Source organism: Paenibacillus sp. PDC88, assembly GCF_900106725.1.
GTDB classification, from domain to species: Bacteria; Bacillota; Bacilli; order Paenibacillales; family Paenibacillaceae; genus Paenibacillus; species Paenibacillus shunpengii.
Genome location: NZ_FNNT01000002.1, coordinates 848,740 through 874,545, shown reverse-complemented (window position 1 = coordinate 874,545; position 25,806 = coordinate 848,740). Strand labels below are relative to the sequence as shown.

Sequence of the window (25,806 nt, the reverse complement as noted above, 5' to 3'; positions counted from 1 at the left end):
AGACAACTATGGTGTTGATTTTTCCACACTAATTAAGAAATTGGAGAAGGGTGGAATATAAGCCCTTTTCCACCATAAAATCCGAATACCCAAAAAGACACCTGCTTCTGCAGGCATCTTTTTCTTTTCGTTCAAGCTTTGACTAAGTTCTGTTCATTAAATTCCGCTTGCCAGTGTGTACGTTAACACACTTGTATATGTAGTTGCCACTGCTCCCACCGTATCCCCGATCTCATAAGAAGATCCTGTACCATGAAGCTCACTGACGGTAACTGTTTTTGGCGTATTTATCCAAAAAGTTGGACTAACTTGATAATCTCCCATACCGTAACCTGGATCAGCACTGAAAATGGTTTGTGGTGTAGATGATAGATAGAAGCTCTTGGATAAGGGACCATACGTAGTATCTACTTGCTGCCCCGTATTCACATAAATCTGTCCGGATCTAACTTCAACATTTGAGGCAGGATAGGACAGTGTATATGTCCCATTTCCTCCGGATGTGGGATCCGTAAGCGCCTGGCTTACAAAATCTGATGCAGCTAGAGTAATGGTCCATCCGTCCCCTCGGCCTGTATTGTCTGTGAGAAGAATGTTGCTGGTTACCGTTGCTCCCTTCCAGTCCTTGTTGTTGATTTCCTTGGGAGCAAAAATAATTGGATCTGCCGAGAATGTGAGCTGACCTCCGGTTAAGCTAAACTGACTCTCCGGATTTTGTACATCTAGCTCTTCAGCTGCGGCTGTCAGTGGAACTGACATGAAGAATACTAAGCCGAGTAGAGCTGTCTCTAACTTCTTCATGATTGACATTTTATAATCTCTCCTTTAGTGTTTCGTTGCTTCTGCACTTCCCTCGGATGTTACACTGTAATCCCTCCTTTCATCGTTCTTCTTGAATCTCATCCGTATAAGCAGGCTCAGTAACAAGAAGATGATAGCAAGCAAACACCAGATCATTAGGGAGGAAATCCCTCCATTATTATTCTGGGGCAGCACCTTAGCCAGATGATGATTAGCAAGAGATTGCTTAGATTTAGCAGCTTCCGCCCGGTTTAGAACAAATTCAAATTCCTTCGTAAATACTTCATCCTTCCACTGTCCTGTTAATACCGCTTTATAACTCCCTTGTTCAAGGTGAAGCCCTTGTAATATAAATTTTGATTCCGCCTCTGTGCCTCCATAGACAGATTCCATACTCAGTTTGTTCTTATAGAGGCTTGTATTCGTGTCGGTATCAACCACTTTAATCTCAATTTCAGGCTTACCGAGTATAGTCCCCTCATTTTTAATATATGGATATACGCTTAATAAGCCGTTATGTAAGTATTCATATTTAAAATCAGAAAATGAAAATTGGGTACGTGCTTGACCAGGGTTATAATCAGCAATCAATTGAATTCCGATTTTGGTTAATGCTTCCGTATGAAAATTCACTTCTTGTTGTTGCGTATCTGCTGTCACTGCGTCCGGGTATTCTTGTAGTGCAATATAAGAAATATATTGGCCGTAGCTCAAGTCTTCAGGAAATTCAACGTCAAAAGAGTAATTCTGAGATTCTAAAGGCGGAAGGGTTACCCTTAAGGGCTTTGTCTTTATCCATTTACCTGGCCCTGTTATTTCTTCTCCATAATTAGTAAAATCCTTACCTCCATTTAATTTGGGAACAGCATCCGCAGGATATAGATAAAATTCGGACTGACGATCTTTGCTGTGATTCGTGACAGTAACTGTAAATGTTTGCTTAGACCCTGGTTGCACCTGCGCATGAAAGCCACCCGCTAATGTCTTAGCCTTCTTGTCTGTGATGTTCATCGACAAATTAAAATCTGCAGCAGAAGCCGTTGCGGCAAATAACGTGAGCAGCAGCATACAGAATATTTTCGTTCTCCCTATTTTAAGTAGCATTTAGTTCAACCACCTCAATATATGTTTGTACAGACCCAGGTTCATCGCGTTAGATGACGCTGTCTGATTTCTCATTACAAAAAAAAGCACCCCACACTTAACAAAGTAAGTGCGAGGTGCTTCCTCGATCGAATTTTCAATTAATTAGATACTATAACTACTTCTTAACATTGTCAATAAACGATCTAAAATTCATGCTGTATTGCATTCATTAGTAGCGCACGATAAGATTCTAGTAAATATGAGTACTAGGAGAATGAGGATGAAGATTAGTGATCCTTTACCTTGGAGAGATGTTCTTACTGACGAGGGCACACATACTATAACGGGGAATGTCCGAATATTCAACGCATTTCCGATAATTCAGCTGCAAATCGAACGCAGAATCTGGATATATCTGCCTAGCAGCTATAACATTGGAGAGCGCAGATATCCGGTCATTTATATGCAAGATGGACAGAATGTATTTGATCAAGCAACATCCTGGGGCACCGAATGGGGTGTAGATGAGACCCTTTCGCAGATGGGACTTGAGAATCCTTCTTTAGAAGCGATCGTGGTCGCGGTTGACCATGGGGGCAAGGAACGTAATAATGAATACAATTTTACAGTCAACGACGAGTATGGCTTCGGCGGCAAAGGTGAGGCGTACACTGCTTTCCTGGCAGAAACGCTCAAGCCTTATATCGACAAGCACTTTCGTACACGCCCCGAACCAGAGCATACAACGATTGCCGGGAGCTCTTTTGGTGCCTATATCGCACTTTATACGGCCATTCGCTATCCAGAACAATTTGGCCGTGTAGGCGGGATTTCCTTTGTTATGTGGCACGATAACGGCGCGATTATGCAATTGATCCAGAACTCAGTGCTATCACCCGCTCTGCGGGTCTATCTTAGCATTGGAGGACAAGAAACTGACAATCCCGAATTTAATAAGACCGCGTACGGGCATGTTGAGCTTGCCCGTCAGACGCTGATTGCCGCAGGGGTTCCGGAGGACCGGGTTCGATTCGATGCCGTTCCCGAAGGAACACATCACGAATCGACATGGAGTATGTTATTTCCTGAGGCACACCGCTGGCTGCTTCAGCCCTAAGGTTAAACACTACTATGGCATAATCAATGAAGCCGCTGATCCGATGGGATCAACGGCTCTCTATTTTAAGCTGGAGGAATACTTTGCGGATTGTTAAATACATTTTTCGGATCGTATTTCGCTTTGATTTTCTTCAACCTTGCATAGTTCTTCCCGTAATAGACGGGCCCTGGACATTTAATCCCTTGGTCAGGAACATTGATGTAGGAACCTACAATATAAGGCTTTAATTTCTTCCTTGTGTTCCGGGCCAAGGCAATATTTCGGGCTGCATGGGATGGGTTAACCCACGAACTATTCCATTCCACATAGTATTTAGCTTGTCGCCAGTAGAACGCCGTTGCTTGTGGAGCTACTCTGCTTACGGCTCCGCCCCAGTTCAGGAAAAAGAAGCCTGCCGGAGTCCCTCCCTCAGCTTTCTCCAGAAATTCGCGCATCACTTTATAGGCTTTATCGGGAAATGGCTGTTTCCCAAAACCACTTGAAAACTGATTGCTATATCTTTGAGTAAGCACCGGATCGGGGGCAAGCATGAATTTCGTAGCTTCCGTATAAGGCAGGTAACGGATTACTTTTTGAGTCGGCGTGCCCACGCTGAGAATGGGTTCCAGCTGGTGAAGCGCCTTGATCTTTGAGCCGAGGTAGATCCCTAGCATGCTGACATTTCCACCTTTTTTGGGACCGACGCTTAACTCACTGCCTAATTTGTTGCTGGCATTAGGAGCCCATACCTGCCATTTCTTCACGACTTTTTCGAATTGCTCCCATGGCCATGTGATGCTAAATACGGTAGCTTTGGCAGGTGCACGCAGCACTTTGAACTTATATTTGGTATATATGCCGAAGTTGCCGCCACCACCGCCGCGGGAGGCCCATAATAGATCCGAATTTTGTTTATGATTTGCTCGAATAACTTTCCCCTTCGCATCAACCATTTCCAGTCCGATGAGATTGTCGCTGATAAGTCCTGTTGTTCGCTGCAACGGTCCAATCCCTCCTCCTGGGGTAATCCCACCGATACCCACCGTTGGACTATCGCCAAATGGAGCCATGTACCCTTGCCGTGCGAGCGTATCCACAATTCTCCCTACCTGATTTCCTGTCTCAACGATGACCGTGCCCTTCTTTTTGTTCAAGTAAATCTTATTCATCTCACTTACGTCGATAACAATGCCGCCATTAACCTGTGAAAGATTGCCTTCTAAAGCGTGTCTTCCACTTCTAGGGCGCAATGGAACATGATTTTGACGTGCCCACCGAATTGCGTTGGACACATCCTGTGTCTTTTGAGCAAAGACGAAGACTTTAGGAAATCTATCCGTATGAGGGTCCCAATTCTTACGAGCAGCTTCGTATCCAGGCTCTCCCTTAAAAATAACTCGCCCTGTAAGCTTAATCTTCGATGTATTCATTCTTAATTTTGCTCCTTTATATCAATCTGAATAGGCAGATACCATTTAATGTATGAATGATTACATCCATTTGTCTGGGCTGAAGGGAAGATATAGCTTCAGGACACCAAGTCCGACAAAAAAAGCCGCACAAAAAATGCGACTTAATAGGTGCTGTCTATTTTGGTGATGCTATTGTACAGTCGATAGGGAAGCAAGAACGGGTCCTGCGAAATCGGAAGCCTCCTCACTTTTGGGATTACGAAGGCGGAATTCAAAAGCCTCCCCTTGTTCTGATGTCCACACCATATAATCGCTGATGCCTTCCTCCCCGGAAGCTTGAAGGTAAAGCTCAGCAAACCCAAGGGGATGTTCGACTAACTCACCACTATAATCAGACACTTTTCCTGCTTCACTCAAGTCCTCCTTGGCGGCAGCTTCAAGCTGCTCTAAATTATAATCGGCTGGTAAAGGTTTAATATCCACGTAGTAATCTGGATTACTAGTCAAAGACAATCGGCCGGTATTTGCATCAAAGGTGAATTTCTCAAAGACGTATAAACTAAATCCCTCTCCGTAATGCAAGCGCCCTTCAATCGATTGGTTTCCTTCGGACGACAGTATCTCAAAGCTCTTGGTCTCTTCGCGCGTCTTCTCTTTCGGAGATTCCTGCTCTGATGAAGAAATCGAAGAAGAAGGATCTTCACTTTCTCCTGTTGCCGGTTTCGTCACAGACTTTGTTTCCCCTGAACAAGCAGAAATAACAATGATCAAGATGAATAGTGGAATAACGATCCAAGAAGGATGCTTAATTTTCAATCTCATCTCCATCTCTCCTTCCGATCTTGATTTTAAATGAATAACGGGCTGGTGCGAGATGTTAGTTAATTCAGCCATAAGCATAATAAGCATACTTGGGAATCCTTGATACACATTACCCTGATTGAAGGTCCAATACTCACTTTATATTTGTCCCAACAACCCACTCCACTACTAAGTCTAGAATATTGAAATATTCCAAAATACCAAATTACATATATTCACATTTTTAGGTCGTTATGATATGTTTATTTTGAAAGCGCATCCATGACCGAGCAGAGTATCAATTCTTCATCATATTTTATATGGAGGGAAGATGGTAATGGTACAATTGTTCAAAAAGTCAAGCGCAATACTGCTGGCATTTGCTCTGCTGGTGGGGTTAATGACTGTCCGTGCTAATGCAGATGATGCCCCGCTCTTCACTATTGAAAGCGAAGATGCGCAGCTCAGTTCCGACCTTCAAGTGGTCACGGAAATCTACGGACAGCCTAAGCCGGGATACACAGGGGATGGATTTGTCTGGATGCAGGGTTCCGGGACAATCACCTTCAACGTAACTGTTCCAGAGACAGGCATGTATGAAATCTCCACCCGTTATATGCAGGAGGTCAGTCCGGACGGGAGAATGCAATCCCTGGCTGTGAATGGTGTAACCAAGGCTTCTTCTATGCTGCCATTCACAACAACCTGGTCAGATTTCAATTTTGGTTTCTTCAAGCTGAATCAAGGCAGCAATACGATCCAGCTAAAGGCCGGCTGGGGATTTGCATATTTTGACTCCTTCACTGTGGATCATGCTGATCTTGATCCCTTGGATGTACAGCCTGTACTTACAGATACTCAAGCAACACCCGAAACTCAGCTTCTTATGAACTATTTAACAGAAGTGTATGGGAATCATATGATCTCGGGTCAACAGGAGATATATGGTGGTGGAAATAACGGCGATTATGAGCTCGAATTTGAATGGATTCATGATCTAACAGGCAAATATCCAGCCATCCGCGGGTTCGACTTTATGAATTATAATCCACTGTACGGCTGGGAAGACGGCACAACAGATCGGATGATTGACTGGGTAAACAATCGAGGCGGAATTGCAACAGCCGCTTGGCATATCAATGTTCCCAAGGATTTCACGACCTATCAGCTCGGACAAACTGTAGATTGGAAAGATGCCACCTACAAGCCGTCAGAGACCAATTTTAATACAGCAAATGCCGTCGTTCCCGGTACGAAAGAGTATCAGTATGTAATGATGACAATTGAAGATCTGGCAGAACAGCTGCAAATTTTGCAAGATAACAACGTTCCAGTCATTTTCCGTCCTTATCATGAGGCGGAGGGCAACGGTGGTCTAAATGGAGAAGGTGCATGGTTCTGGTGGGCTTCAGCAGGTGCGGAAGTGTACAAGGATCTATGGGATCTGCTCTATACTGAGCTGACAGAAACCTATGATCTGCACAACCTGATATGGACTTACAACAGCTATGTGTACAGCACTTCTCCGGCATGGTACCCAGGAGATCATCAAGTTGATCTGGTCGGTTATGACAAATACAATACAATCTACAATCGAGATGACGGTTTGTCTGGAGTTCCGAATGAGGACGCCATCACCTCCATCTTTTATAAGCTGGTTGATCTGACGAACGGTACAAAGATGGTTGCCATGACGGAGAACGATACCGTTCCTAGCTTACAGAATCTAGTTGAGGAGAAATCCGGATGGCTCTATTTCTGTCCATGGTATGGCGAGCATCTGATGGGTTCTGCCTTCAACTATCCTGCTACCCTGACAACACTATATCAAAGTGATTATGTCATCACGTTAGATGAGCTTCCAAATCTACAATCCAATAATCCTTCATCACCAACCGCCTCGGTCTCACCTGCAAATTCGTCATTTGATAAAGCTGCAAATCTTCAACAGAATATTAACCTGAACCTTACCCTGAACGGACAACAGCTCTCAAGCATTGCAAGTGGAAGCTATACGCTCATATCGGGTCAGGACTATACGTTGACAGGCTCTTCCGTCGTTCTGAGCAAAGCCTATCTGTCCACCCTGCCGCTTGGCCAGAACACAATCACCTTCCAATTCAGCGGAGGAAACCAAGCTGTTATTACCGTAAATGTAGCTGACAGCAGTGTAACGGTCCCCTCTCCTGACGGGGCAATCCGTATTCAAGCTTATAATGGCAATACAAGTGCATCTACCAACGGAATCTCACCTAAATTCAAAGTCGTTAACACCGGTACATCAGACATTTCATTAAGCGATGTCAACATCAGATATTACTACACCATTGATGGGGAGCAGGAGCAGAGCTTCTGGTCTGACTGGTCCAGTGTCGGAAGTGCGAACGTGACGAGTGCATTTGTTAAACTGGCAGCACCCGTCACGCAGGCCGATCATTACCTGGAACTTGGCTTCTCAAGCGAGGCGGGAACATTAAGTCCAGGTCAAAGTACAGAAATCCAAACTCGCTTCTCTAAAAACAACTGGTCCAACTACACGCAAACAAATGATTATTCCTTCGATTCGACCAGCACACAATACGTAAATAACGAACAGGTAACCGGTTATTTGAACAACCAGCTTAGCTGGGGCGTTGAACCGTAATCTGCTTGACTAAATAACAAGGGCCGGGATAGAATAGCTCCCCAGCCCTTGTTTTGTATTGATATCCAAGAATAATTGGTTTCCTATTTATTCCTTTGCCTCTGCATATACTTGTGTATTGGTTTATCATCCCATATCTGCACTTCAATATACCTCTCCGGTCCCTTTTCTCCGTGAATATTCCATTCCTGAGGCAGACCAAACTCTTCTATTACCATTTTTATTTCGCTTTTAGTATAGATCTGTCCTCGATACGGCTTTCCATCCTGATAGCGCATCGTTGGAAACAAATCTCCATATGTAAAACTAATCGCATGCTCATCAAATTCATCTATATGAACTCTGAGCTCTTCCCCTTCTCTGTACCATTCTTTGAGCCATTCGCATTCCCCCTACGTCATATAGAGAGGGGTAATTCTTGGCGGTTTCCCACCTTTACTTATAAATATGTTCCTCGCTTTTTGCTCTAAATCAATTCGAGTATATAAGTAATCCTCCGATCTTTTACTCGCAAACAACATCTTATCTTCTTTTAGCTGCTTTTGTATAATTAATGCTTCATCCAGTGGCAAATCAGTTAATGAGCGAAATGGTCCTCTGGCCAATTCATAATAATGATACAAAAACCCCATAGAATTGTTCTCCTTCAAATATAAGCGATTTACAAACATTAGAATATTCTTGATGAAACGAATCAATCCTGCCGCGATTTAAAATGAAAGAGCAGCAGTTCACTCTCGATGAAGGTCTCTGCCAGGAGCTCGGTTGCCTTACGACTGCTGAATGATCTTGACCCTATAGCTTCATTTTTTGAAGACGCAGGGAATTCAGTACGACTGAAACAGAACTGAATGCCATCGCAGCACCCGCCAGCCACGGAGCTAGCAGCCCTATAGCAGCAACAGGAATACCCACCACATTATAGGCAAGAGCCCAAAATAGATTTTGCTTGATGTTACGCAACGTTCTTTTACTTAATTGGATCGCATCAGCAACACGATTCAGGTCTCCATGCATGAGAATAACATCTGCTGCCTCTGCGGCTATTTCCGTACCTGTGCCTAAAGACATGCCTACATCAGAAACAGCGAGTGCAGGTCCATCGTTAATCCCGTCCCCTACCATGGCTACCTTTTGTCCCAATTGCTGCAGCCTCTTTACTTCTGCCGCCTTCTCCTCCGGGAGAACATTTGCAATGACTTTGGAGATACCTATCTGACTTGCAACAGCCTGAGCCGTGCGTTCGTTGTCTCCCGTCATTAATACGACATCAATCCCCATTGCTTGAAGACGGCCCACAGCTTGTGCAGAAGTTTCTTTCACGGTATCTGCAACAGCGACCATTCCTGCCCATTTATTATTAATGGCCACGAGCAGCACGGTTTTACCTTGACCTTCAAGCTCAGCCATTTGAACCCAAGCATCAGCAGGTACCTCCACCTTCGCATCCATGAGGAGTCGCCGAGTTCCGACAAGAATGTTCTGGCTGTAACCGCGGGCACGAACACCGTAACCCGGTATATTCTCGAATCGCTCCGGTCGGAGCAATATTTTTATACCTCTGTCTTCTAAGCCTTTCATGATAGCCTGAGCAATCGGATGCTCGGAGCTGAACTCCGCAATTCCTACTCGTTTCAACATTTCGTTAGAAGACCAGTCATGTGAAGTGATCACATCGGTCAGAATCGGCTTTCCATGAGTAACGGTCCCTGTTTTATCTAATAGGACGGTCTGAATGTAACCCGCATTCTCAATGTATTCCCCCCCTTTAAACAGGATACCGAATTCAGCAGCACGACCCGAACCAGCCATGATGGATGTCGGAGTAGCTAGGCCAAGAGCGCAGGGACAAGCGATGACCAGTACAGCTATTGCCTTTTCCAGAGCGGAGTTCAAGTTCCCTGAGCTTTCGAATAACAATGAAAATAAAAAGGTGATGACAGCCAGACTAATGACGACAGGTACGAATATTCCTGATAAGGTATCCGCAACACGCTGAATGGGAGCCTTTGATCCCTGTGCCTGCTCTACGATATGAATGATTTTTGCTAAGGCGCTGTCATTACCTACTTGGGTCGCCCGAATGATAAGACGGCCATTGATATTAAGTGTTGCTCCAGCTACAGAGTCGCCGAGCTTCTTGTCCACCGGCAAGCTCTCTCCGGTTAACATGGATTCGTCTACTGAGGAGGCTCCCTCCTCCACGATGCCATCTACAGGAATCTTCTCACCTGGTTTCACAAGAACAAGATCATTGGAGTGGACATATTCAGAAGGCATCTCAATAATTTCGCCATTTCGAACGACTCTTGCTGTATGCGGAGCTAATTGCATCAAACTGTGGATAGACTTTACCGTTCTTCCTCTAGCTAGAGCCTCCAGCCATTTCCCGAACAAAATTAGCGTAATCAGCACGGCACTCGTTTCAAAATAGAGTTGAAAGCTGTTTCCTAAGATTTGATATACACTATACAAATAAGCCGAGCTTGTCCCAAGCGCGACAAGCACATCCATATTCGCACTTCTGTTTTTCAACGCTTTATATGCACCTTTATAGAATGTTGCGCCAAGATAGAACTGTACCGGCGTAGCCAATAACCACTGAACAATAGGGATCATGAACACATCAGGGACCCATATCTCAGAAGTAAACGAAAAATGAGAAACCATGGACCAAAACAAGGGAAAAGAAAGTAAGGCTGACAAGATCCACTTCCATTTTTTTCGATGTAGCTCCTCTTCTCTTAACGCATTGGCTTCTTCATCCGTTGTTTGGACATAAGCCTCATATCCCAATTGCCTGATCTGGTTGATAAGATCTGAAGCTTTTAGCGTTCCTAATATGAACTCAACATGAGCTGATTCTAATGCAAGGTTCACATTTACACCCGTAACACCTGGAAGCTTGCTCAGACTTTTTTCGATTCGGGCTGAGCATGCGGCGCAGGTCATACCTGCAATGTTTAAGTCAACAACTGCCGTCACGGTCCCAAAGCCTAGATTCTCAATCCTGCTCCGAAGAGTCTCTACATTAACCTCTGCAGGATTGTACTCCACTTTAGCCTCTTCCGTGGCCAGATTAACATGAGCTTGATGGACTCCGTTTAATCTCAGTAATGCTTTTTCAATACGAGCTGAGCATGCTGCACACGACATCCCCGTCACTTTGAGCTTCGTATGCCGATAGGTTTTGTCTGTTAGTCTATGATTCGTAGAGTGTCCATTATTCGAAAGTCGGTCCATAAGATATAGAGCTCTCCTTCACTACACGTTATCCTCTAAATATCATACGCTGTACCTTCTATCCTCATGATGGCTCGTAAGGGCTATATGCGTTTATTCCCCTTCATTAAATGTTTATTCTGTTCCATCAAAGAGCATTCATTGCTTTCATAGGGTTAAAAAAGCCTCCAACCCTACATTTTCATAGGATTAAAGGCTTCTCAATAAATCGTATCTTAAATGTTTAAGCTTGTGGAATACAAGATTCCATTGTTTTGTGATCACATTCATTAATCTGAATCTGATCCAGAATTCCCCTTAACAGTCTATTCGCATGCTCGCTATGGTTCATACCTTGACGTATTTCAGTATCATGCTGAATATACGGTGAATCGATCAGTTCATTTGACCATCTGGACAGCATTTCCTGGATGCAATCGGGTGTCGACTCTAAATGAAACTGTAAGGCCAGGACATGATCACCATAGGCAAATGCTTGCTGGCCGCAAGCTTCTGAGTACATCAATAGTCTGGCGCCTTCTGGCAATGAGAAGGTATCTCCGTGCCATGAGAAAGAAATGAAATGTTCCGGAAGCTGGGTCAGCCACGGATGACGTTCCTCATTTCTGTGAATTTGATGCCAGCCAATTTCCTTATTAACACCAATCGGAGATACAGCTCCTCCCAAAATTTCTGCGATCATCTGTGCCCCCAGACATATTCCAAGCACCTTCTTCCCCGCCTCAATCGCCTTTTTTACAAACAACTTCTCTTGTATTAGCCAAGGGTATTTACTCTCCTGGTAGACGCTCATAGGGCCCCCTTGAATGACAAGAAGATCAAATGAATGAAGCCATTCCTGCGGTATCCCGTTGGCAGGATCATGTATGATTAGATCATGCCCGGCTTGCTTGGACCACGACACCATCACAGATGGATCATCAAATGAAAAATGACGAAAAACAATAATTTTCATGGGCTCACCTCGAATGATATGTATAATTTTATAGTATCTCAATTTACGATAATATCAATGTTGCTATCCCACATAGTGGGATTAACACAATTAATTATTGATAATTTTGTTATGTATCCCGCATAGTGAGATAACAACCATAGAAAAAGACCCCAAATCATAAAATGAAGGGGTCTGCTACGATTCTATAGAAAAAGGATCGTTTCTTAGAATTTTGATTTAGCTGAAGATCATTAACGGTGTTGTCCTCGATAACCAAGCTCGTGTGATATGAGGCTGGCATATTTACGGGCCAAATTTGAATATTTACCAATATTCTCTTCTCCGAATCGAATTGAAGGTCCTGCCACGTTCAATGAACCGATAACTGTATTCTCGTAGGAAAAGATCGGAACTCCAATTCCCGTTGTCCCTTCTGTTGCCTCATTCGTGGTGATAGCATATCCTTGTTGTTTAATCGCTATAAGCTCTTGCTCGATATAGGATCGGGATAGCGGTTTCAGAGAAGGGACGTCTTCCCAATCAAACGAATCCAGCAATGAATTCTGTAACTGAGGCGTTAGGAAGGCTAAAATCACTCTATTCGATGCTCCAATAAATAATGGCAAGCGCAGCCCTATCGGCTCCGAGATCTTCAGAACTTGCGGAGAGTCTACAGAATCAACGTAGATCCCTTCCGCATTTTCACGAACGGATAAGTATACCGTTTCCTTGGTGCGCTTCGATAGTTCTTCCATGAACGGTCTTGCGATCGTTCGCAGCATCAGACTATCCCACATGAGGAAGCCATACTTCATCAGAGACAAGCCAAGTTTATATCGTTTCGTTTTCTCATTTTGTGACACAAAACCATGTTCCGCTAGAGAAGTGAGTAATCGATGTGCACTCTGTATCGGCATATTCAACGCTTTACTGATCTCCGTTACACTCATATCTTTTTCGGTACCTTGTGGTAATAATAGATCCAAGATTTGAACTACTTTGTTAATAACGCCAGACAACGTTCACATCTCCTCGTCCAGGACTTTGCCATGATTATATCATATCAAGCGTGAAACGATATCGATCTTGAACGAATCGGCGATTGCTAATCTATCTATGTACTTGTGCTTAAAGATACTTCTTATTTACCTGTAGTGTAATCCTAGATGCTGTTAACTCTGTTATGCTGAAAGGTGATGTACCCTGCTCTGGCTGCTTGGCTTGGAATAGAACAATAAATAAAGACCAACTCCGAGCTTGGCGACGCCATCTGCAATTCCAAAGTAGGAGAAGGGTACCGATTCGAGTAACATCCCAGCTATTGCGATCACTGTGCCCAACGAACCGATAACAAGCATCGACTTACCGTGGACATAATAAAAAAGGAAAAAATGAATACCTGTTGCCAAGAGTGTACCCAGCCAGATCATCCGCCAATCTAAGCTAGGAAAAAAAGGACCTGCAATCAAGAACATCAAAACAAACAGAGCGATAACACCAATATTTCCCATCCGATCCTGAAAAGGAGTGCTCGGACCCTCAGCTAATCTGCGCTGAACTCCCGCATTAAAAAAAGAAATATAGAAACCGATGAAATAACCTATCATAAAGATGAAAGGATTCAAGTAAAAAGATCCGCCAAATATGGTTGATGCGATGATGACAGAGCCGATGATTGCCAGCCATAATCCACAGACCTTTTTGTAGTTGAATTGCAAGGGAACCGTACGATCATATCCTAGTTTTTGAAACATATCCGCCTCCTAATTTAAAATGTGAACAGGTTGATCATGTCTAACTATGTTTAGCAGACTGCATCAATGATTAATTCTGCACAGCATAACCTGATCCTGCCATGATACAGAAAATTTACATATCCTATCTAATTGCCGCCCTATATCCATTCGTCAGTTATTCAGCAAGAAAGCCTTACAATTGCAATAATGCATGCAATTATAAGGCTGAAATTTGATTATGATCGGATTAAAGTTTGTTTTGTGGATTCAGATCATGATGAACGGATTCTGGCGGGACTACGGGTTTATATACTTGGCCCTTAGCAACGGGTTCTGCTACATATACAAAATCACCTGTTCCGTCAGGAGCACTTCCCGTAGCCCACAGTCCTTCGGAGGATTCATTGCCTTCAGACAGATTCCAGAATTCATAAGCTTCCGGCTGTGACTCTAATTCTGCTTCCGGAGGGAAGGTAGCTGGAACGACAACTCCATTTTTCTCCTCCAGCTCTTGAATGGCCGCCATCCATTGGTATTGATGGTAGCGGTCACGTGCAAGCATCTTACGGAATGTTGCCCGAACCCCTTCATCCGTTGTCATGTGATAGAGTCTTGCCACTTGAAGTCTGCCTTGGCTTTCGGCATGAAGGTTCGAACGCATATCTGCAAGCAAATTGCCGCTAGCTACAATGTAAGAGCCGTTCCAAGGGACCCCATTTGAATTACTTGGCAGTCCACCGAGACCACTCACGATCAAATGCTGTGGGTTAACCCCGCCCATAATCGCTGCGGTTACTGGATCTTTCGAAGCCTCATCCTGTTCGTCTGGAGATACACCGTCAAGCAATTGACTAATCAATGCACAGAGCATTTCCACATGCCCAATTTCTTCGGTACCGATGTCCATCAGCATATCTTTGTACTTCTCTTCACCACGGCAATTAAACCCCTGGAATAAATACTGCATCATGACGGTCATTTCTCCGAACTGGCCTCCAAGTACTTCTTGTACCTGACGTGCCAGCATCGGATCTGGACGATCAACCTTTACTTCAAACTGTAGTTCTTTCTGATGCCGAAACATCCTATCACTCCTAATCTAAAGGTTTTTACAATTTTCTAATTTGTAATTAAACCAATAGATTAGAATTAAACAGAATATAAAAATACTAGAAGAATAAAACCTTTACGGCTTGTAAACCAAAATGGATACCAAAACCTATTAAAAACAGACCAGATATAATCGATATCCCTCTAAGCAGAGTCTTACTTAGCACTTTACGAAAAAAACTTGATGTGGCAGCAACCGTAAAATCCCACACAAGGATACCAGCGACAATAGCCAAGCTAAGTAATACAATCTGCGAAGTGCTCTTGGCCGCAGTCTCCTGTGCAAGTACGGAGCCAAATATGCCAAGCCAAAACAAAATGGACATAGGATTAAACAAAGACATCCAGAATCCTGCTCGAAATGATCTGCCAAGCGGCTCTTTTTCTGAAGTATGCGACTCCTTGATTTGACCGCTGCTCAGCAGACTTTCTACACCAGTATAAACCAAGACAAAGAAGCCGAATAACCATAGGAACGTCTGAACAAACGGAGTATCTAGGAAATGAACCACACCCAAATACACAAGCAGCATATAAACTACGTCAGCCAGCACAGCTCCGAGACCAAATACCCAGGAGTGAAAGAATCCCCGCCTAATCCCAATATTTAATTGAGCTGCATTCAATGGGCCAATGGGAGCGGCGAGCGACAAACCAAGCAGCATATAGGCAATATAAGCACTTGTTAACATATGCCTCCTCCTTAAGATAGCAACATTACATCGTTATATCCTATTCGCAGGAGAAGGCTTGTACGACTAATTTATTTTAGAAACCGTTTATCTCAGTTGAGGGTCAAATGTTCAAGCTTAATCCTTAGTATGTTCTTTCTTTTTCTCTTCCCACAGCCTAATTCGTTCTTCATGACTAACCTCTTTATATACTTGATGCAGCATCCACACATAACCGAACGGATCTGTAAAAATAGCATTAGCTACACCGTAGTCAGGCAGCTCCGTTACCGGCTGTATTTCTGTACAGCCAAGTTCCATCGCTTTCGTATATGTCTCTCTAATATGAGGAACGGTGACATTTACCCAGCTCGTTTGAGGATGCTCAGGAGTTGGTGCAATCAGATGAAATTGCGGGTTCTCATCTAATAGATGAAATCGGAAGCCATATAGAGTAAAAACCACCTCATTTTCACCTCGAGCAAGCTTTGAGGCTTCCACAAGCTCAATATCGAATATACCATCGTACAACTCCAGTGCTTTTAAGCTGTCTGTTACGACCATATCCAGTTCTACTCCAACCATCTTCTACACGCTCCTAATCTATTTTTTATCTTATCATTTTCCCTATTCCTAATTCGAAGTATACTAAGCTCGCTAATTCACATTGCGACCGGGGTAAGCAAATCTCATTCCATGTGGGAAATACCTGTTAAAATATTGGTGACTGTGAACACCTTCAGGGTCCGTCTCCAGCATAATATGATCCGTTCCACCGGGAACTTTGTCTTTTAAGATGCTATAGACCTTCTTCGTATTCGGAACCATATACTGCTGCAGATTATCCCGCCCTACACCCTCTGTCTCACCGACATACATGTATAAGCGCACATCATTTTGAATAAAGGTACGGCTCTCCACAAACGCAACAAATTTCTCGAACCATAGAGATGCTGACATCATGATGAATCGTCCAAAATGGTCTGGCTCTTGAAAAGCAGCATACAGCGATATCAACGCTCCCAATGACCCTCCCGTAATTCCAATCTGGGAGGTATCCTCCGTAATCCGATACCGTTCCCTTGCATAAGGAATCACTTGCTCTGTCACAAAGTCCAAGTACTTATCCCCTTCTCCACCGAAGACTTCACCTTCCTGCAGAGGTTCTGCCTCCCATGGAGTATATTCGCAATCGCGCCTGTTCGGTTCAATCCCAATAAATATAACCTCTTGCGTAGCACCGCTTGCAAAATCCGACTCCAATTCTTCCATTGAGTCTGCAAACAAATAGCTGCCATCCTGGACGATTACAGCGGGAAACAAAACCGTATCATTCTCATCATAAGATGGTGGTGTGTAGATATAAATGTTTCTGTTCTCAAACTGATATGTTGTCATATTCCCCCGCATAAGTCCATCTCCTTGTATACATTTTTGCTCTATTTAGTATATCAAACAGTAGAAGTTAACACGAGGTGAGTGTATGTCTTGATTATCCTAAATATGGTAAAATACCTTTAAACAAACCAGAGAGGAGCTAATGATGAAAAAGTCTCGTTTAATCATGATAGCTGCATTACTCACAATGCTATTCCTGATCTCCGCATGCGCTAATTCGAATGTATCAAGCGCAGTTGAGGCGGCCGAGAAATATAAGCTAGCAGAATTGGAAAGCCCTCAAATTCATGAGATTACAGAACAAACCCTATCCGAAAAGTATGAGGTAATGGAGCCTTTATCAACTCAAAGCTTCTATGAACGTTCAGTTAGTACCCGAGTATTTATACGTGGATCTCAATTGGCACAATTAAAAGAAAGTGAGGTGCGACTGTCCAATCTCGAATTTACCGAAAGAAACGTAGCAGACACACAAATTGAACTGAATTATACAGGTACAGTTTCGGTTGCTGATGAAACACTAGATCTAGAAGGAACCATCTATATGTTAAAAGAGGATGATGACTGGAGAGTCAATAACGATATTTATAATACGGAGATTGTTTACGATATAATTGACGCAGCGATGATCAACAAGAATAAGACTCCATAACAAGTCTTCCTTATACTATCGGTAAATTTAATAGCGGTAAAACGAATGAAAAAATTGGATTAGTGTCAATCAACATGTTAAAAAAAACTAACAACAAACAACCTTCCACGAATAGGGTGGAAGGTTGTCCTTTTTCATCTAAAGAATACGCAAATCGCAAATAATTAGCTTTACTCCTCTTCTTCCGACTGGGGCAGCTTCCATAATAGCAACGTAATCAGGATAAATGCAGTTAATGCCATTACCGGAATGGTAATAAAACCGAACCATACAAAATAGTTACTCGCACAAGGCGTCGGACCGCAGGCTACGATCGAATTATCCTCAAAAAATGCATGAAAGCGTTGGTACAGGATATGAAATAGAGATATACCTCCTCCGATCCATGATAGCGGAAGGACATAGCGTGTAATGGAACGGTCCTTATGGTAACAGGCGATCGCGAGTATAATCGTGAGTGGATACATAAAAATACGTTGATACCAGCACAAATCACATGGCGTATACCCTTTGATTTCACTGAAATACAAGCTTCCAAACGTCGCTGCCATAGAAACGATCCAGGCACCATACAAGCGATGTTCACTCTTCATCGAGAATCTCAAATCATATCCTTCCTTCCTTATCACATCTATTCCATCCAGGAATAGGTTAGCAATTATATATTTTTATTCTAACATGCTATAATCTGTTATCTCCCCCGTTATAACTTGTTCCAGCTGCCCTTGCTTATCAATCGTTACCGTCGTTGGCAATCCACTGACACGGTAGAGATTAGATACCTTTCCAGTAGCGTCAATAATTACAGGAAAGTCGAACTTATGATCTTCCAGAAACTCAGCTATCGTCCCCTTGGACTCTCCTACATTGACGAACAGCACCTCTGTATCCTGCCCTCCAGACTGATAGATATCATAGATCAACGGCATCTCTCGTACACAAGGCTCGCACCAGGAAGCCCAGAAATTCATAATGACCTTTTTACCCAAATAATCCTGCAGCTGTACTTGTTCTCCCTGCATATTCGTTACTTCAAATTCAGGGGCTGTACTTCCGACTTCAAATCCTCCGGCAAGTGATCGGGCTTTCTTATCTTCTGCAGCATCTAACACTGCCCATACTACAGCAATGACAATGACGAGCATAATAATCATCGTAACGACTTTACGTACGTGAAGCGTATTATTTTTCAAGTGGTAAACCTCATTTCAATCCAAGACTGTGGTGAAAAGCAGCGGATAGTGAGCCGTGCTTCTGCTTGAACATAGATACGGTTCCTTCCCCAACGTTCTTACCGTTATTCAAGAAGATGACCTTATCTGCCGCTTCCTCCGCGATGTCCAGCTGGTGAGTTGAGAAAATAACGGTCTGACCATGCTGCTTCATTTCCACCAGGATGCTGACAAGCTCTTTCATCCAATAAGGGTCCAGACCGTTAGTTGGCTCGTCCATAATCAACAAACGCGGCTTCGACAATATCGCTTGTGCAAATAACAAACGTTGACTCATTCCCTTTGAGAAAGTAGATACTTTCTGTTCCTTCTGATCTTCAAGCCCCACGATCGCCAGTACTTCTTGAACTCTTGTTTGAGGCAGTCGTCTAATGGATGCCCAGAATTTAAGCGATTCATTGGCGGTTAGTCCCTGCTGGAAAGAGTAATCATCCGGCATATAGCCTAGCTGCTCGGCATATTTCATACGATCTGTACTTCTTGAGCGCTTATTAACGCTGATCTCTCCCGAAGTTGGCTCTGATATGCCGGTGAGCATACGAAGAACCGTGCTCTTCCCCGCTCCATTTCCGCCGCAGAGCGCAAGCACTTCTCCTGCGGCAAGCGTAAACGACAGCTCTTCGACGATGCATTTTTTCTTAATCAACTTGTTCAGTTGTTTCACTATGACCAATTCATCCATAGGATTTGCTCCTTTCCCATAGCACATATATTGCAGTTATAGAAAAGGTAATCCATATCAATAGGATCAATAGGAATATCCATGTCCCGACGGGCTGCTGAATCCACTGTACCCATTCATAATACTCAGGCCCCAGCACAGACCCTCCTCCTAATTTAACAACAACAAATAATCGGATAAGCTCTGCAGGATTTAAGACAGTCAACGTTAGAAGCAGCGGCTTAACCCATATATAAGGCAAGAGTCCAAGGACAGCAATGAGAATGGTTTGCCAACCGATGACCGTGAAGAACCATATCGAAACCGAGATCGTCAGTGCCTGCCACCGATTCCTCGACACAGATCCAACAAATAAAGCGATGGATAAATAGAGCAAAATAAGTCCTACGGAGAAGACAATAAACAAAATGAAGGTCTTCGGTGTCATGCTGTTACTTGATAAACCACCGATAAGCCCCATCAGCCCATAGCCAAACGCCACAATGGTGAACAGCACTGCTGATAATCCTACATATTTTCCAGCAATAAACGAAAGGGTATGTAATGGATAGGTTGTCAGCAGGTCCCAGTTGCCATCCTCCTTCTCACTCGTGAGTGAGAAGGAGCCAATAAACAACGTCATTAACGGTAATAAATAGAGGACAAGGGTTAACATTGAACTCGTAACACCGGAATATCCTTCGACTAAATTTTGAGCATGGATGAACATTAAGCTCAAGCTAAATAGACTGAAGAGAATGAGGAAAGAGTAGGACCATGGGTTACGGAAGCCCATCTTGATCTCTCGTCTGGCCACAATCAGCATGTTTCTCATGATCACAACTCCTATAATTGTTATTGGTGATCTGAGTGTTCGTCCGTGTCCGCTTCATGATTGTGACTCTCTTCTTCGTGGCTGTGCTCGGATTCATCGTGACTGTGACTATGCCCGTGTCCCTCTCCTGACATATCCATCATGCCTTCCCCTTGATCCCATGTATGACTACCCAGATCTTCTGCTGTCAAAATCGTCCCTACGCCTTGTTCCGAGACAAAAGCTTCAGCTGATTCCTTGTCTTTGAAGCTAACGATACCATAGGCCATCGGCGTGCGAATGGATTCATCATACACATACGTTGCTTTACTGAACTCAATCCATTCCTTGTCATTATAATCACGCACAAAATCCATCCCTATGTTTTCTGTTCCATTTTGTTCTTTCCATTCGTTCATACAACCGATATCGTCGAATTTGTAGTTCTTGCCGTCCTTGGTCGTGAGCTGTGTTGCATACGCATCATCCTTCACTTGCATATTGCATATTACACACACATCCACTTCTTCATTAATAGGAACCGCTTCGTATTTTGTGCCTCCACATGCCGTCAAGATTAGTATGCTGGCAATAAGAGTAAGCCCCAGTTTCCAAAATTTCATGATCTTTTTACCCCCAGAAAGAGAATGATATAAGCTGAAATTAACAATATAGACAGACCAGCTAGAAGCAGGAACAGATTGGAGTCACGTTCTGACTCGCTCGTATCAGCAACTAAATCTGTGTTGGTCATGAGTACTGGTGACGGGTCCTTCAACCATGCACGCTGGTCTTGAGTGAACATCTCACTTAGAAAGGTCAATCCTGGTGACTGAAAAAACAATTGATAAGCAGAATTTCGATTCACCAAATTCAGATAAAAGGGATTGATCGAGTGAGCAATGTCACTACTGTGGTCACCATCGGAATCTATACCTTGAAAGGAATCCCAGTAATTCGAACTCATTTGGTTATCTTTACTGCCCATGGCAACGGCTTCATTCACATTGGAGATAAGGTCATTTGATTCAATGACATTTTGTTCACTATGGATCGCCTGAATGCCTACGAAATTTTCGATCAGTGCATTTTCCCTGAATTGATTATGTGTAGAGCTCTGTATGTAGACACCAATCCGATTTCCTTCTAATCGATTCTGCTCAATTATTGAATCATGTACATCGAATAGATACATCCCTTGTGCATTGACGTTTTTGCTTTGCTTGCGAAAAATATTCCCTGATATGGTTGCGTTGTTCACTCCCATGACCATGGCTCCCGTCACATTGTTCTGCCCTGTATTATTCAGCATCTCAGAATCATTCACATACATGAAATGTACGGCATAACGAACATCTGATATGTTATTGGACGCGACATGAACAGATTGGCAGCTTTCAATATAAATACCGTCCATCACATAACGAATTTCATTGTTTTGAATATCATTATGATTGGACTTAAACAAGTCAATTCCGTTTGCATTATTCAGGTTCTCCAGAGAGCGAACCTCGGTACCTTCAATGTTGTTGTTATGAATCAGATTATAGTGTGCATCTCGAAGTACAATACCGTATCCTTCTGATCTGATCTGAAGGCCTTCGAGCGTCACATAATCTGCTCTGACTAGCACTCCTGCTTCTCTTCCTTTACTCTCATGGCGGATCGTTAAGTTGTTCATCGTTACATGATCCTGTGTAATCTCGACAGCCGGCTTATTCTCTCTATTGATAATTTGTACGATTCCTTCTCCAATAATCGATATCTTCTTGTCAATGACCACAGGCCCAGCATAAGTGCCAGCAGGAAGAACGAGCTGATCTCCCTCACCCGCTTGATCGATCAGGGGCTGCAGCTTCGTCACTTCAGCATTAGGATCGGACGCTCTGGAAGCGAGGGCCCGATCTTGTGCAGGAGTGTAGAGCAAGCATCCTAAGAAGATGACGAAGATTACAATATAAATGAAGATAAATCTAGGAAGCGTCACTTCTTTCTTCATCCCCATCGTTCAAACGACTCCATCGTATTCCTCCCTTCCTTTTTCTATACCGCCATATTTCCAGATCCTATTTTACTGAATATGAATGAATTTCCATATAGCTCACTATGGCTATAAATCCACTTTAAATGTGTCAATTTCGGAAGTTTCCTTCTCATAATCGACAAGCAACCCATTAAATATTCTCCTGATCCCCCCTGATATATACAGCTATTTTATACATTGAGACTCTACTAGCTCTTCTGGGTCATTCAAATTTACACACGATTAAACTAGACTTATTCTGATTGAACTAACTTAACTGTACTTATCAAAAGGAGACCGGTATGAACAACAAAAACACATTTAATCCGTTCCGTAGACTTCACTTTTATGCAGCTTGGTTCATTACACCTCTACTACTCACATTAACACTCTCAGGTATCGGTTTTTTATTCTATACTGATATTGAGAATAGTATCTATGAAAAAGAATTCTTCGGATCAAGCCCGTTACAAGAACAGCAAAGCATCGATGAAGCCATTCAAGCGATCGAAAAAGAATATCCTGAATACCTTGTAAGTAAAATCAGTATGATGGATGAGCCTTATAACGACAGAGTCACCATTAGTAATGTAGATGGAGATTCGCTTTATATTTTCCTAGATGACAACAATCAAATCGTGACCTCACAGAATACCAAAAACACCTACTCAAATTTCATGCGTAATTTTCATAGCTCACTTCTTACGGAGAGCACTTTTGTACGATACTTAGTTGAATTAACAGCATGCTGGACCGTATTTTTAATCATTTCAGGCATTTATATGACATTCAAAAAGAAGCTGCTTGCAAAGAAAGCAGGAAAAAGTTCCAACAAACTGAAATTTCAGAAGATTCATGCCATGATCGGACTCGTCATCACCATACCTTTAATCGTTATCATTATAACGGGAATCCCATGGTCAGTATTTATGGGGAGTCACATTAGTAAGCTCGGACAAGAGTATCCTCAATTAGGAAGGACAGAATTGCGTAATAACCCGCCTCAATCCGATATAGATGAGATACCTTGGGCTACTAGAAGCTTGAATCCACCTGTTTCTGAGCATACAGCAGGACATGGGGATCATCACCCTGCAGTACATACCCGTGCAAGCAATCCAAATCAGCAAAGCTTGGAGCACATCATCAGTAATGTTCAAAATGAAAATATCACCAAGCCTTATTCCATTGTGTACCCAGTGGATGAACTTGGTGTGTTCACCGTATCCAAAGGCAGCAATACCGGGGTCACAGGTCTAGATGTTAGTCCGTATGAAGAAACGACCGCTTATTTCGATCAGTATTCGGGCGAATTCATTGCTAGAGTGAATTTTGACGACTATGGAATCATTGGAAAATGGTTTACTTGGGGTATTCCTCTTCATGAAGGGCACTTATTTGGACTGGCGAATAAAATCATGAACTTACTCGTTTGTATCGCTTTTCTCACAGCTATAGTGATGGGATTCTTGTCATGGATGAAAAAAATCCAGCCAGGTAATCTTAACCTGCCGAAGCGAACAAATAAACCTTGGTCCATTGGCGCGGTCTTGACCCTACTGATCTTAGGCATTCTTATGCCATTGTTTGGTCTGTCTGTGTTAGTTATCTTTGTTATTGAGAGTATTATCTATATTTCGACTAAAAATAAAAAAACAACAACATTTGCAGGCTAAACTATTACAGACTGAATAAGAAAAAGCAGGGCAGGCTCTTCTATACCGAGCCAGCTGCCTGCTTTTTTATTTGCAATATAATAGTCCATATTGAGAGTTCCCTTGTGCTAAATCCGCTTATCATTTTCAAGTGTCAGCCCTTGCTCTATCGCATATCTAGTGAGCTGAACTCGATTTTGCATCTGAAGCTTCTGCAGTATATTCTTCAAATGGTTCTTCACCGTATATTCTGAAATCTCGTACTTGTCTGCGATTTCCTTATTGGTCCACCCTTCGGCTACTCCATATAGAATATCTTTCTCTCTGGAAGTCAAGTGCACCGCCGGTTGTTTTCGTTCTTCCACGTGTACATCCTTTAGGATCTCATATGCAATGACCCTGCTGATCGGTTCTTCGTCGTTAACGATGGATCGAAGGTATGCCAGCCACTGTGAAGGCGCCAAATTCTTAAGTAAGTAGCCTTGCGCCCCCCGTTTTAAAGCTTCGAGCAGATACACCATATCATCGGATACCGTAATCATAATGATCTTAACGTATGGATACATCAGCTTGATGTGCTGTGTGGCATCCAAACCATTCATTACTGGCATCTGAATATCCATTAAGATCAGATCCGGCAAATATTGCTCAGTAAATTGTATTGCTTCTTGTCCATTGGTCACGACTCCAATTACTTTAAACGCCGGATCTGAACCAAGAATTGAGCATATTGCTTCCCTTGCATGAGCATGATCGTCAACAACTAACACACGTTTAATCATGATTAATCCTCACTTTCATAAGATGTACACTCGTGTTCTGATCCGTACGTTCCAGGCTCATCTTCCAATCCAATGCACTTGCTCTTTCTCGCATGATGCTTAAGCCGTACCTGTCGATATATTGAAATGGATCACCCTCGAATCCCTGTCCATTATCCGTAATCGTAACCTCCCATCCATGATCGGACATTTGTCCCGTAATCCAGCCCTTGGATGCACCAGCATGCTTTTCAATATTCGAAACAGCCTCCCTAATGCATGCCAGCAGTTCCACCTTCTCTTTCATCGTAAAGCTGTCTTCCGGGATGGACCACTCCACATGTAAATTAACAAAGGATTGTTGTGCCATCGTATTTAGCTTCATTGTGATCGTCTCTCGCTCCAAGTGTTTATCCGCCGAAACCGACTCTTGCCTTAGATCTGCAATAGCTTGTCTTACATACCGATTTACCTCATGAACCGTTTTTCTGACCTGATATACTTCCTTTTTATCCTTCAAGCTATCATTTCCTTCAAGAAGATCAATCTTGACGGATAGCAGAAACAGTGACTGAGCAATACCATCATGCAGCTCCCGTGCTAGATTTTCCCTTTCTTCTAGTACAGCTTTGATGGATCGAGCTTTCTCTAGCTCTCTTTGATTTTTCTCGAGAATATGAAACAGCTTGTTTAATAGAGTGATGCTGACCATATATAGAATGATGGGTGTCAGCCAATTTCCCAGCTCCATTGAAATGTACGGAAGCAGGAACTGATGTCTCACATACTCCCACAGACCAACGACAAACGTTGGGATAAATAATATCATCCATTTAATTTGTTTATATTTCATCCGAATACGCTCCCCTAATTCACAGAGATTGAAGTCTCTATATAAATGTAGCTGAACAGATCCGATTTCGCTTTAGCCCCAATGGGCTATATGTACAGATAACTATGAAAAGTTTGTGTATTTACAATGAAATGAATTTAAAAACAAGTTGGTGTAGAATTTGATGAAATAAAGCTTGTTTCGGTGAAATAAAGATCGAAGCAGCTGACGACACTTC

General features: G+C 43.0%; 26 protein-coding genes. 4 read left to right on the top strand and 22 right to left on the bottom strand.

Annotated features, from left to right (window positions below; genetic code table 11):
* Positions 1-156: 156 nt before the first annotated feature.
* Entirely contained in the window at positions 157-810 is a 654-nt protein-coding gene (locus BLW49_RS10650) for a hypothetical protein (protein WP_090724508.1), read from the bottom strand.
* 15 nt (positions 811-825) lie between these two features.
* A complete protein-coding gene (locus BLW49_RS10645; protein ID WP_090724506.1) occupies positions 826-1,905 on the bottom strand; it encodes a WxL protein peptidoglycan domain-containing protein in 1,080 nt (359 codons plus the stop codon).
* 262 nt (positions 1,906-2,167) lie between these two features.
* Between BLW49_RS10645 and BLW49_RS10640 the strand changes: the two genes are divergently transcribed.
* A complete protein-coding gene (locus BLW49_RS10640; protein WP_090724505.1) occupies positions 2,168-3,004 on the top strand; it encodes an alpha/beta hydrolase in 837 nt (278 codons plus the stop codon).
* Positions 3,005-3,069: 65 nt separating this feature from the next.
* On the opposite strand, the gene BLW49_RS10635 is transcribed toward BLW49_RS10640, so the two are convergent.
* A complete protein-coding gene (locus tag BLW49_RS10635; RefSeq protein WP_090724503.1) occupies positions 3,070-4,416 on the bottom strand; it encodes an FAD-binding oxidoreductase in 1,347 nt (448 codons plus the stop codon).
* Positions 4,417-4,587: 171 nt separating this feature from the next.
* Positions 4,588-5,220, bottom strand: a complete 633-nt coding sequence (locus BLW49_RS10630; RefSeq protein WP_090724565.1) for a hypothetical protein — start codon at positions 5,218-5,220, stop codon at positions 4,588-4,590.
* 316 nt (positions 5,221-5,536) lie between these two features.
* Between BLW49_RS10630 and BLW49_RS10625 the strand changes: the two genes are divergently transcribed.
* The gene (locus BLW49_RS10625) at positions 5,537-7,843 is read left to right on the top strand and encodes a glycosyl hydrolase (RefSeq protein ID WP_090724502.1); all 2,307 of its coding nucleotides are present in this window, start codon (positions 5,537-5,539) and stop codon (positions 7,841-7,843) included.
* A gap of 83 nt (positions 7,844-7,926) precedes the next feature.
* Here BLW49_RS10625 and BLW49_RS29170 read toward each other — a convergent pair whose 3' ends face one another.
* From BLW49_RS29170 to BLW49_RS10580, 10 genes are all read right to left on the bottom strand, one after another.
* Positions 7,927-8,121, bottom strand: coding sequence for a hypothetical protein (locus tag BLW49_RS29170; protein ID WP_256209701.1), 195 nt, complete (start codon positions 8,119-8,121; stop codon positions 7,927-7,929).
* Positions 8,122-8,235: 114 nt separating this feature from the next.
* Positions 8,236-8,475, bottom strand: a complete 240-nt coding sequence (locus tag BLW49_RS29165) for a hypothetical protein (protein ID WP_256209700.1) — start codon at positions 8,473-8,475, stop codon at positions 8,236-8,238.
* A 163-nt stretch (positions 8,476-8,638) separates the two neighbouring features.
* The gene (locus BLW49_RS10615; protein ID WP_090724500.1) at positions 8,639-11,086 is read right to left on the bottom strand and encodes a heavy metal translocating P-type ATPase; all 2,448 of its coding nucleotides are present in this window, start codon (positions 11,084-11,086) and stop codon (positions 8,639-8,641) included.
* 223 nt (positions 11,087-11,309) lie between these two features.
* Positions 11,310-12,041 carry a type 1 glutamine amidotransferase gene (locus BLW49_RS10610; RefSeq protein ID WP_090724499.1) on the bottom strand — a complete coding sequence of 244 codons (732 nt, stop codon included), beginning with the start codon at positions 12,039-12,041 and terminating at the stop codon, positions 11,310-11,312.
* A 233-nt stretch (positions 12,042-12,274) separates the two neighbouring features.
* Entirely contained in the window at positions 12,275-13,042 is a 768-nt protein-coding gene (locus BLW49_RS10605; protein WP_090724497.1) for an IclR family transcriptional regulator, read from the bottom strand.
* A 162-nt stretch (positions 13,043-13,204) separates the two neighbouring features.
* The gene (locus BLW49_RS10600) at positions 13,205-13,777 is read right to left on the bottom strand and encodes a DUF6609 family protein (RefSeq protein WP_090724496.1); all 573 of its coding nucleotides are present in this window, start codon (positions 13,775-13,777) and stop codon (positions 13,205-13,207) included.
* A gap of 229 nt (positions 13,778-14,006) precedes the next feature.
* The gene (locus BLW49_RS10595; protein ID WP_090724494.1) at positions 14,007-14,843 is read right to left on the bottom strand and encodes a manganese catalase; all 837 of its coding nucleotides are present in this window, start codon (positions 14,841-14,843) and stop codon (positions 14,007-14,009) included.
* An 85-nt stretch (positions 14,844-14,928) separates the two neighbouring features.
* Positions 14,929-15,561 carry a LysE family transporter gene (locus BLW49_RS10590; RefSeq protein ID WP_090724492.1) on the bottom strand — a complete coding sequence of 211 codons (633 nt, stop codon included), beginning with the start codon at positions 15,559-15,561 and terminating at the stop codon, positions 14,929-14,931.
* A gap of 117 nt (positions 15,562-15,678) precedes the next feature.
* Positions 15,679-16,125, bottom strand: coding sequence for a VOC family protein (locus BLW49_RS10585; protein WP_090724491.1), 447 nt, complete (start codon positions 16,123-16,125; stop codon positions 15,679-15,681).
* A 72-nt stretch (positions 16,126-16,197) separates the two neighbouring features.
* On the bottom strand, positions 16,198-16,950 hold the full coding sequence (locus BLW49_RS10580; RefSeq protein ID WP_090724489.1) for an alpha/beta hydrolase: 753 nt from the start codon (positions 16,948-16,950) through the stop codon (positions 16,198-16,200).
* Positions 16,951-17,080: 130 nt separating this feature from the next.
* Between BLW49_RS10580 and BLW49_RS10575 the strand changes: the two genes are divergently transcribed.
* Positions 17,081-17,590: a hypothetical protein gene (locus BLW49_RS10575; RefSeq protein WP_143042108.1), complete on the top strand. Its 510-nt coding sequence runs from the start codon at positions 17,081-17,083 to the stop codon at positions 17,588-17,590.
* Between the two features lie 170 nt (positions 17,591-17,760).
* Here the strand turns inward: BLW49_RS10575 and BLW49_RS10570 are convergent, their stop codons facing one another.
* From BLW49_RS10570 to BLW49_RS10545, 6 genes are read right to left on the bottom strand one after another with little or no spacing between them, the layout of a single operon-like run.
* Positions 17,761-18,219 (bottom strand): disulfide oxidoreductase, encoded by a 459-nt coding sequence (locus tag BLW49_RS10570; RefSeq protein ID WP_371264545.1) that lies wholly within the window; start codon positions 18,217-18,219, stop codon positions 17,761-17,763.
* A gap of 39 nt (positions 18,220-18,258) precedes the next feature.
* Positions 18,259-18,783: a redoxin domain-containing protein gene (locus tag BLW49_RS10565; protein WP_256209699.1), complete on the bottom strand. Its 525-nt coding sequence runs from the start codon at positions 18,781-18,783 to the stop codon at positions 18,259-18,261.
* A 10-nt stretch (positions 18,784-18,793) separates the two neighbouring features.
* Positions 18,794-19,504 carry a heme ABC exporter ATP-binding protein CcmA gene (gene ccmA / locus BLW49_RS10560; protein ID WP_090724486.1) on the bottom strand — a complete coding sequence of 237 codons (711 nt, stop codon included), beginning with the start codon at positions 19,502-19,504 and terminating at the stop codon, positions 18,794-18,796.
* On the bottom strand, positions 19,497-20,318 hold the full coding sequence (locus BLW49_RS10555) for an ABC transporter permease (RefSeq protein ID WP_090724484.1): 822 nt from the start codon (positions 20,316-20,318) through the stop codon (positions 19,497-19,499). Before BLW49_RS10555 ends, ccmA begins: the two co-directional genes overlap by 8 nt.
* Positions 20,319-20,338: 20 nt before the next feature.
* On the bottom strand, positions 20,339-20,920 hold the full coding sequence (locus BLW49_RS10550; protein ID WP_090724483.1) for a nitrous oxide reductase accessory protein NosL: 582 nt from the start codon (positions 20,918-20,920) through the stop codon (positions 20,339-20,341).
* A complete protein-coding gene (locus BLW49_RS10545; protein WP_090724481.1) occupies positions 20,917-22,302 on the bottom strand; it encodes a right-handed parallel beta-helix repeat-containing protein in 1,386 nt (461 codons plus the stop codon). Before BLW49_RS10545 ends, BLW49_RS10550 begins: the two co-directional genes overlap by 4 nt.
* A 320-nt stretch (positions 22,303-22,622) precedes the next feature.
* Between BLW49_RS10545 and BLW49_RS10540 the strand changes: the two genes are divergently transcribed.
* Positions 22,623-23,996: a PepSY-associated TM helix domain-containing protein gene (locus BLW49_RS10540; RefSeq protein WP_090724479.1), complete on the top strand. Its 1,374-nt coding sequence runs from the start codon at positions 22,623-22,625 to the stop codon at positions 23,994-23,996.
* A gap of 107 nt (positions 23,997-24,103) precedes the next feature.
* Here BLW49_RS10540 and BLW49_RS10535 read toward each other — a convergent pair whose 3' ends face one another.
* Together BLW49_RS10535 and BLW49_RS10530 are read right to left on the bottom strand one after the other, a co-directional pair.
* Positions 24,104-24,757 carry a response regulator gene (locus tag BLW49_RS10535; protein WP_371264544.1) on the bottom strand — a complete coding sequence of 218 codons (654 nt, stop codon included), beginning with the start codon at positions 24,755-24,757 and terminating at the stop codon, positions 24,104-24,106.
* Positions 24,750-25,589, bottom strand: coding sequence for a sensor histidine kinase (locus BLW49_RS10530; RefSeq protein WP_090724476.1), 840 nt, complete (start codon positions 25,587-25,589; stop codon positions 24,750-24,752). The genes BLW49_RS10535 and BLW49_RS10530 overlap by 8 nt, the downstream gene beginning before the upstream one ends.
* Between the last annotated feature and the right edge of the window lie 217 nt (positions 25,590-25,806).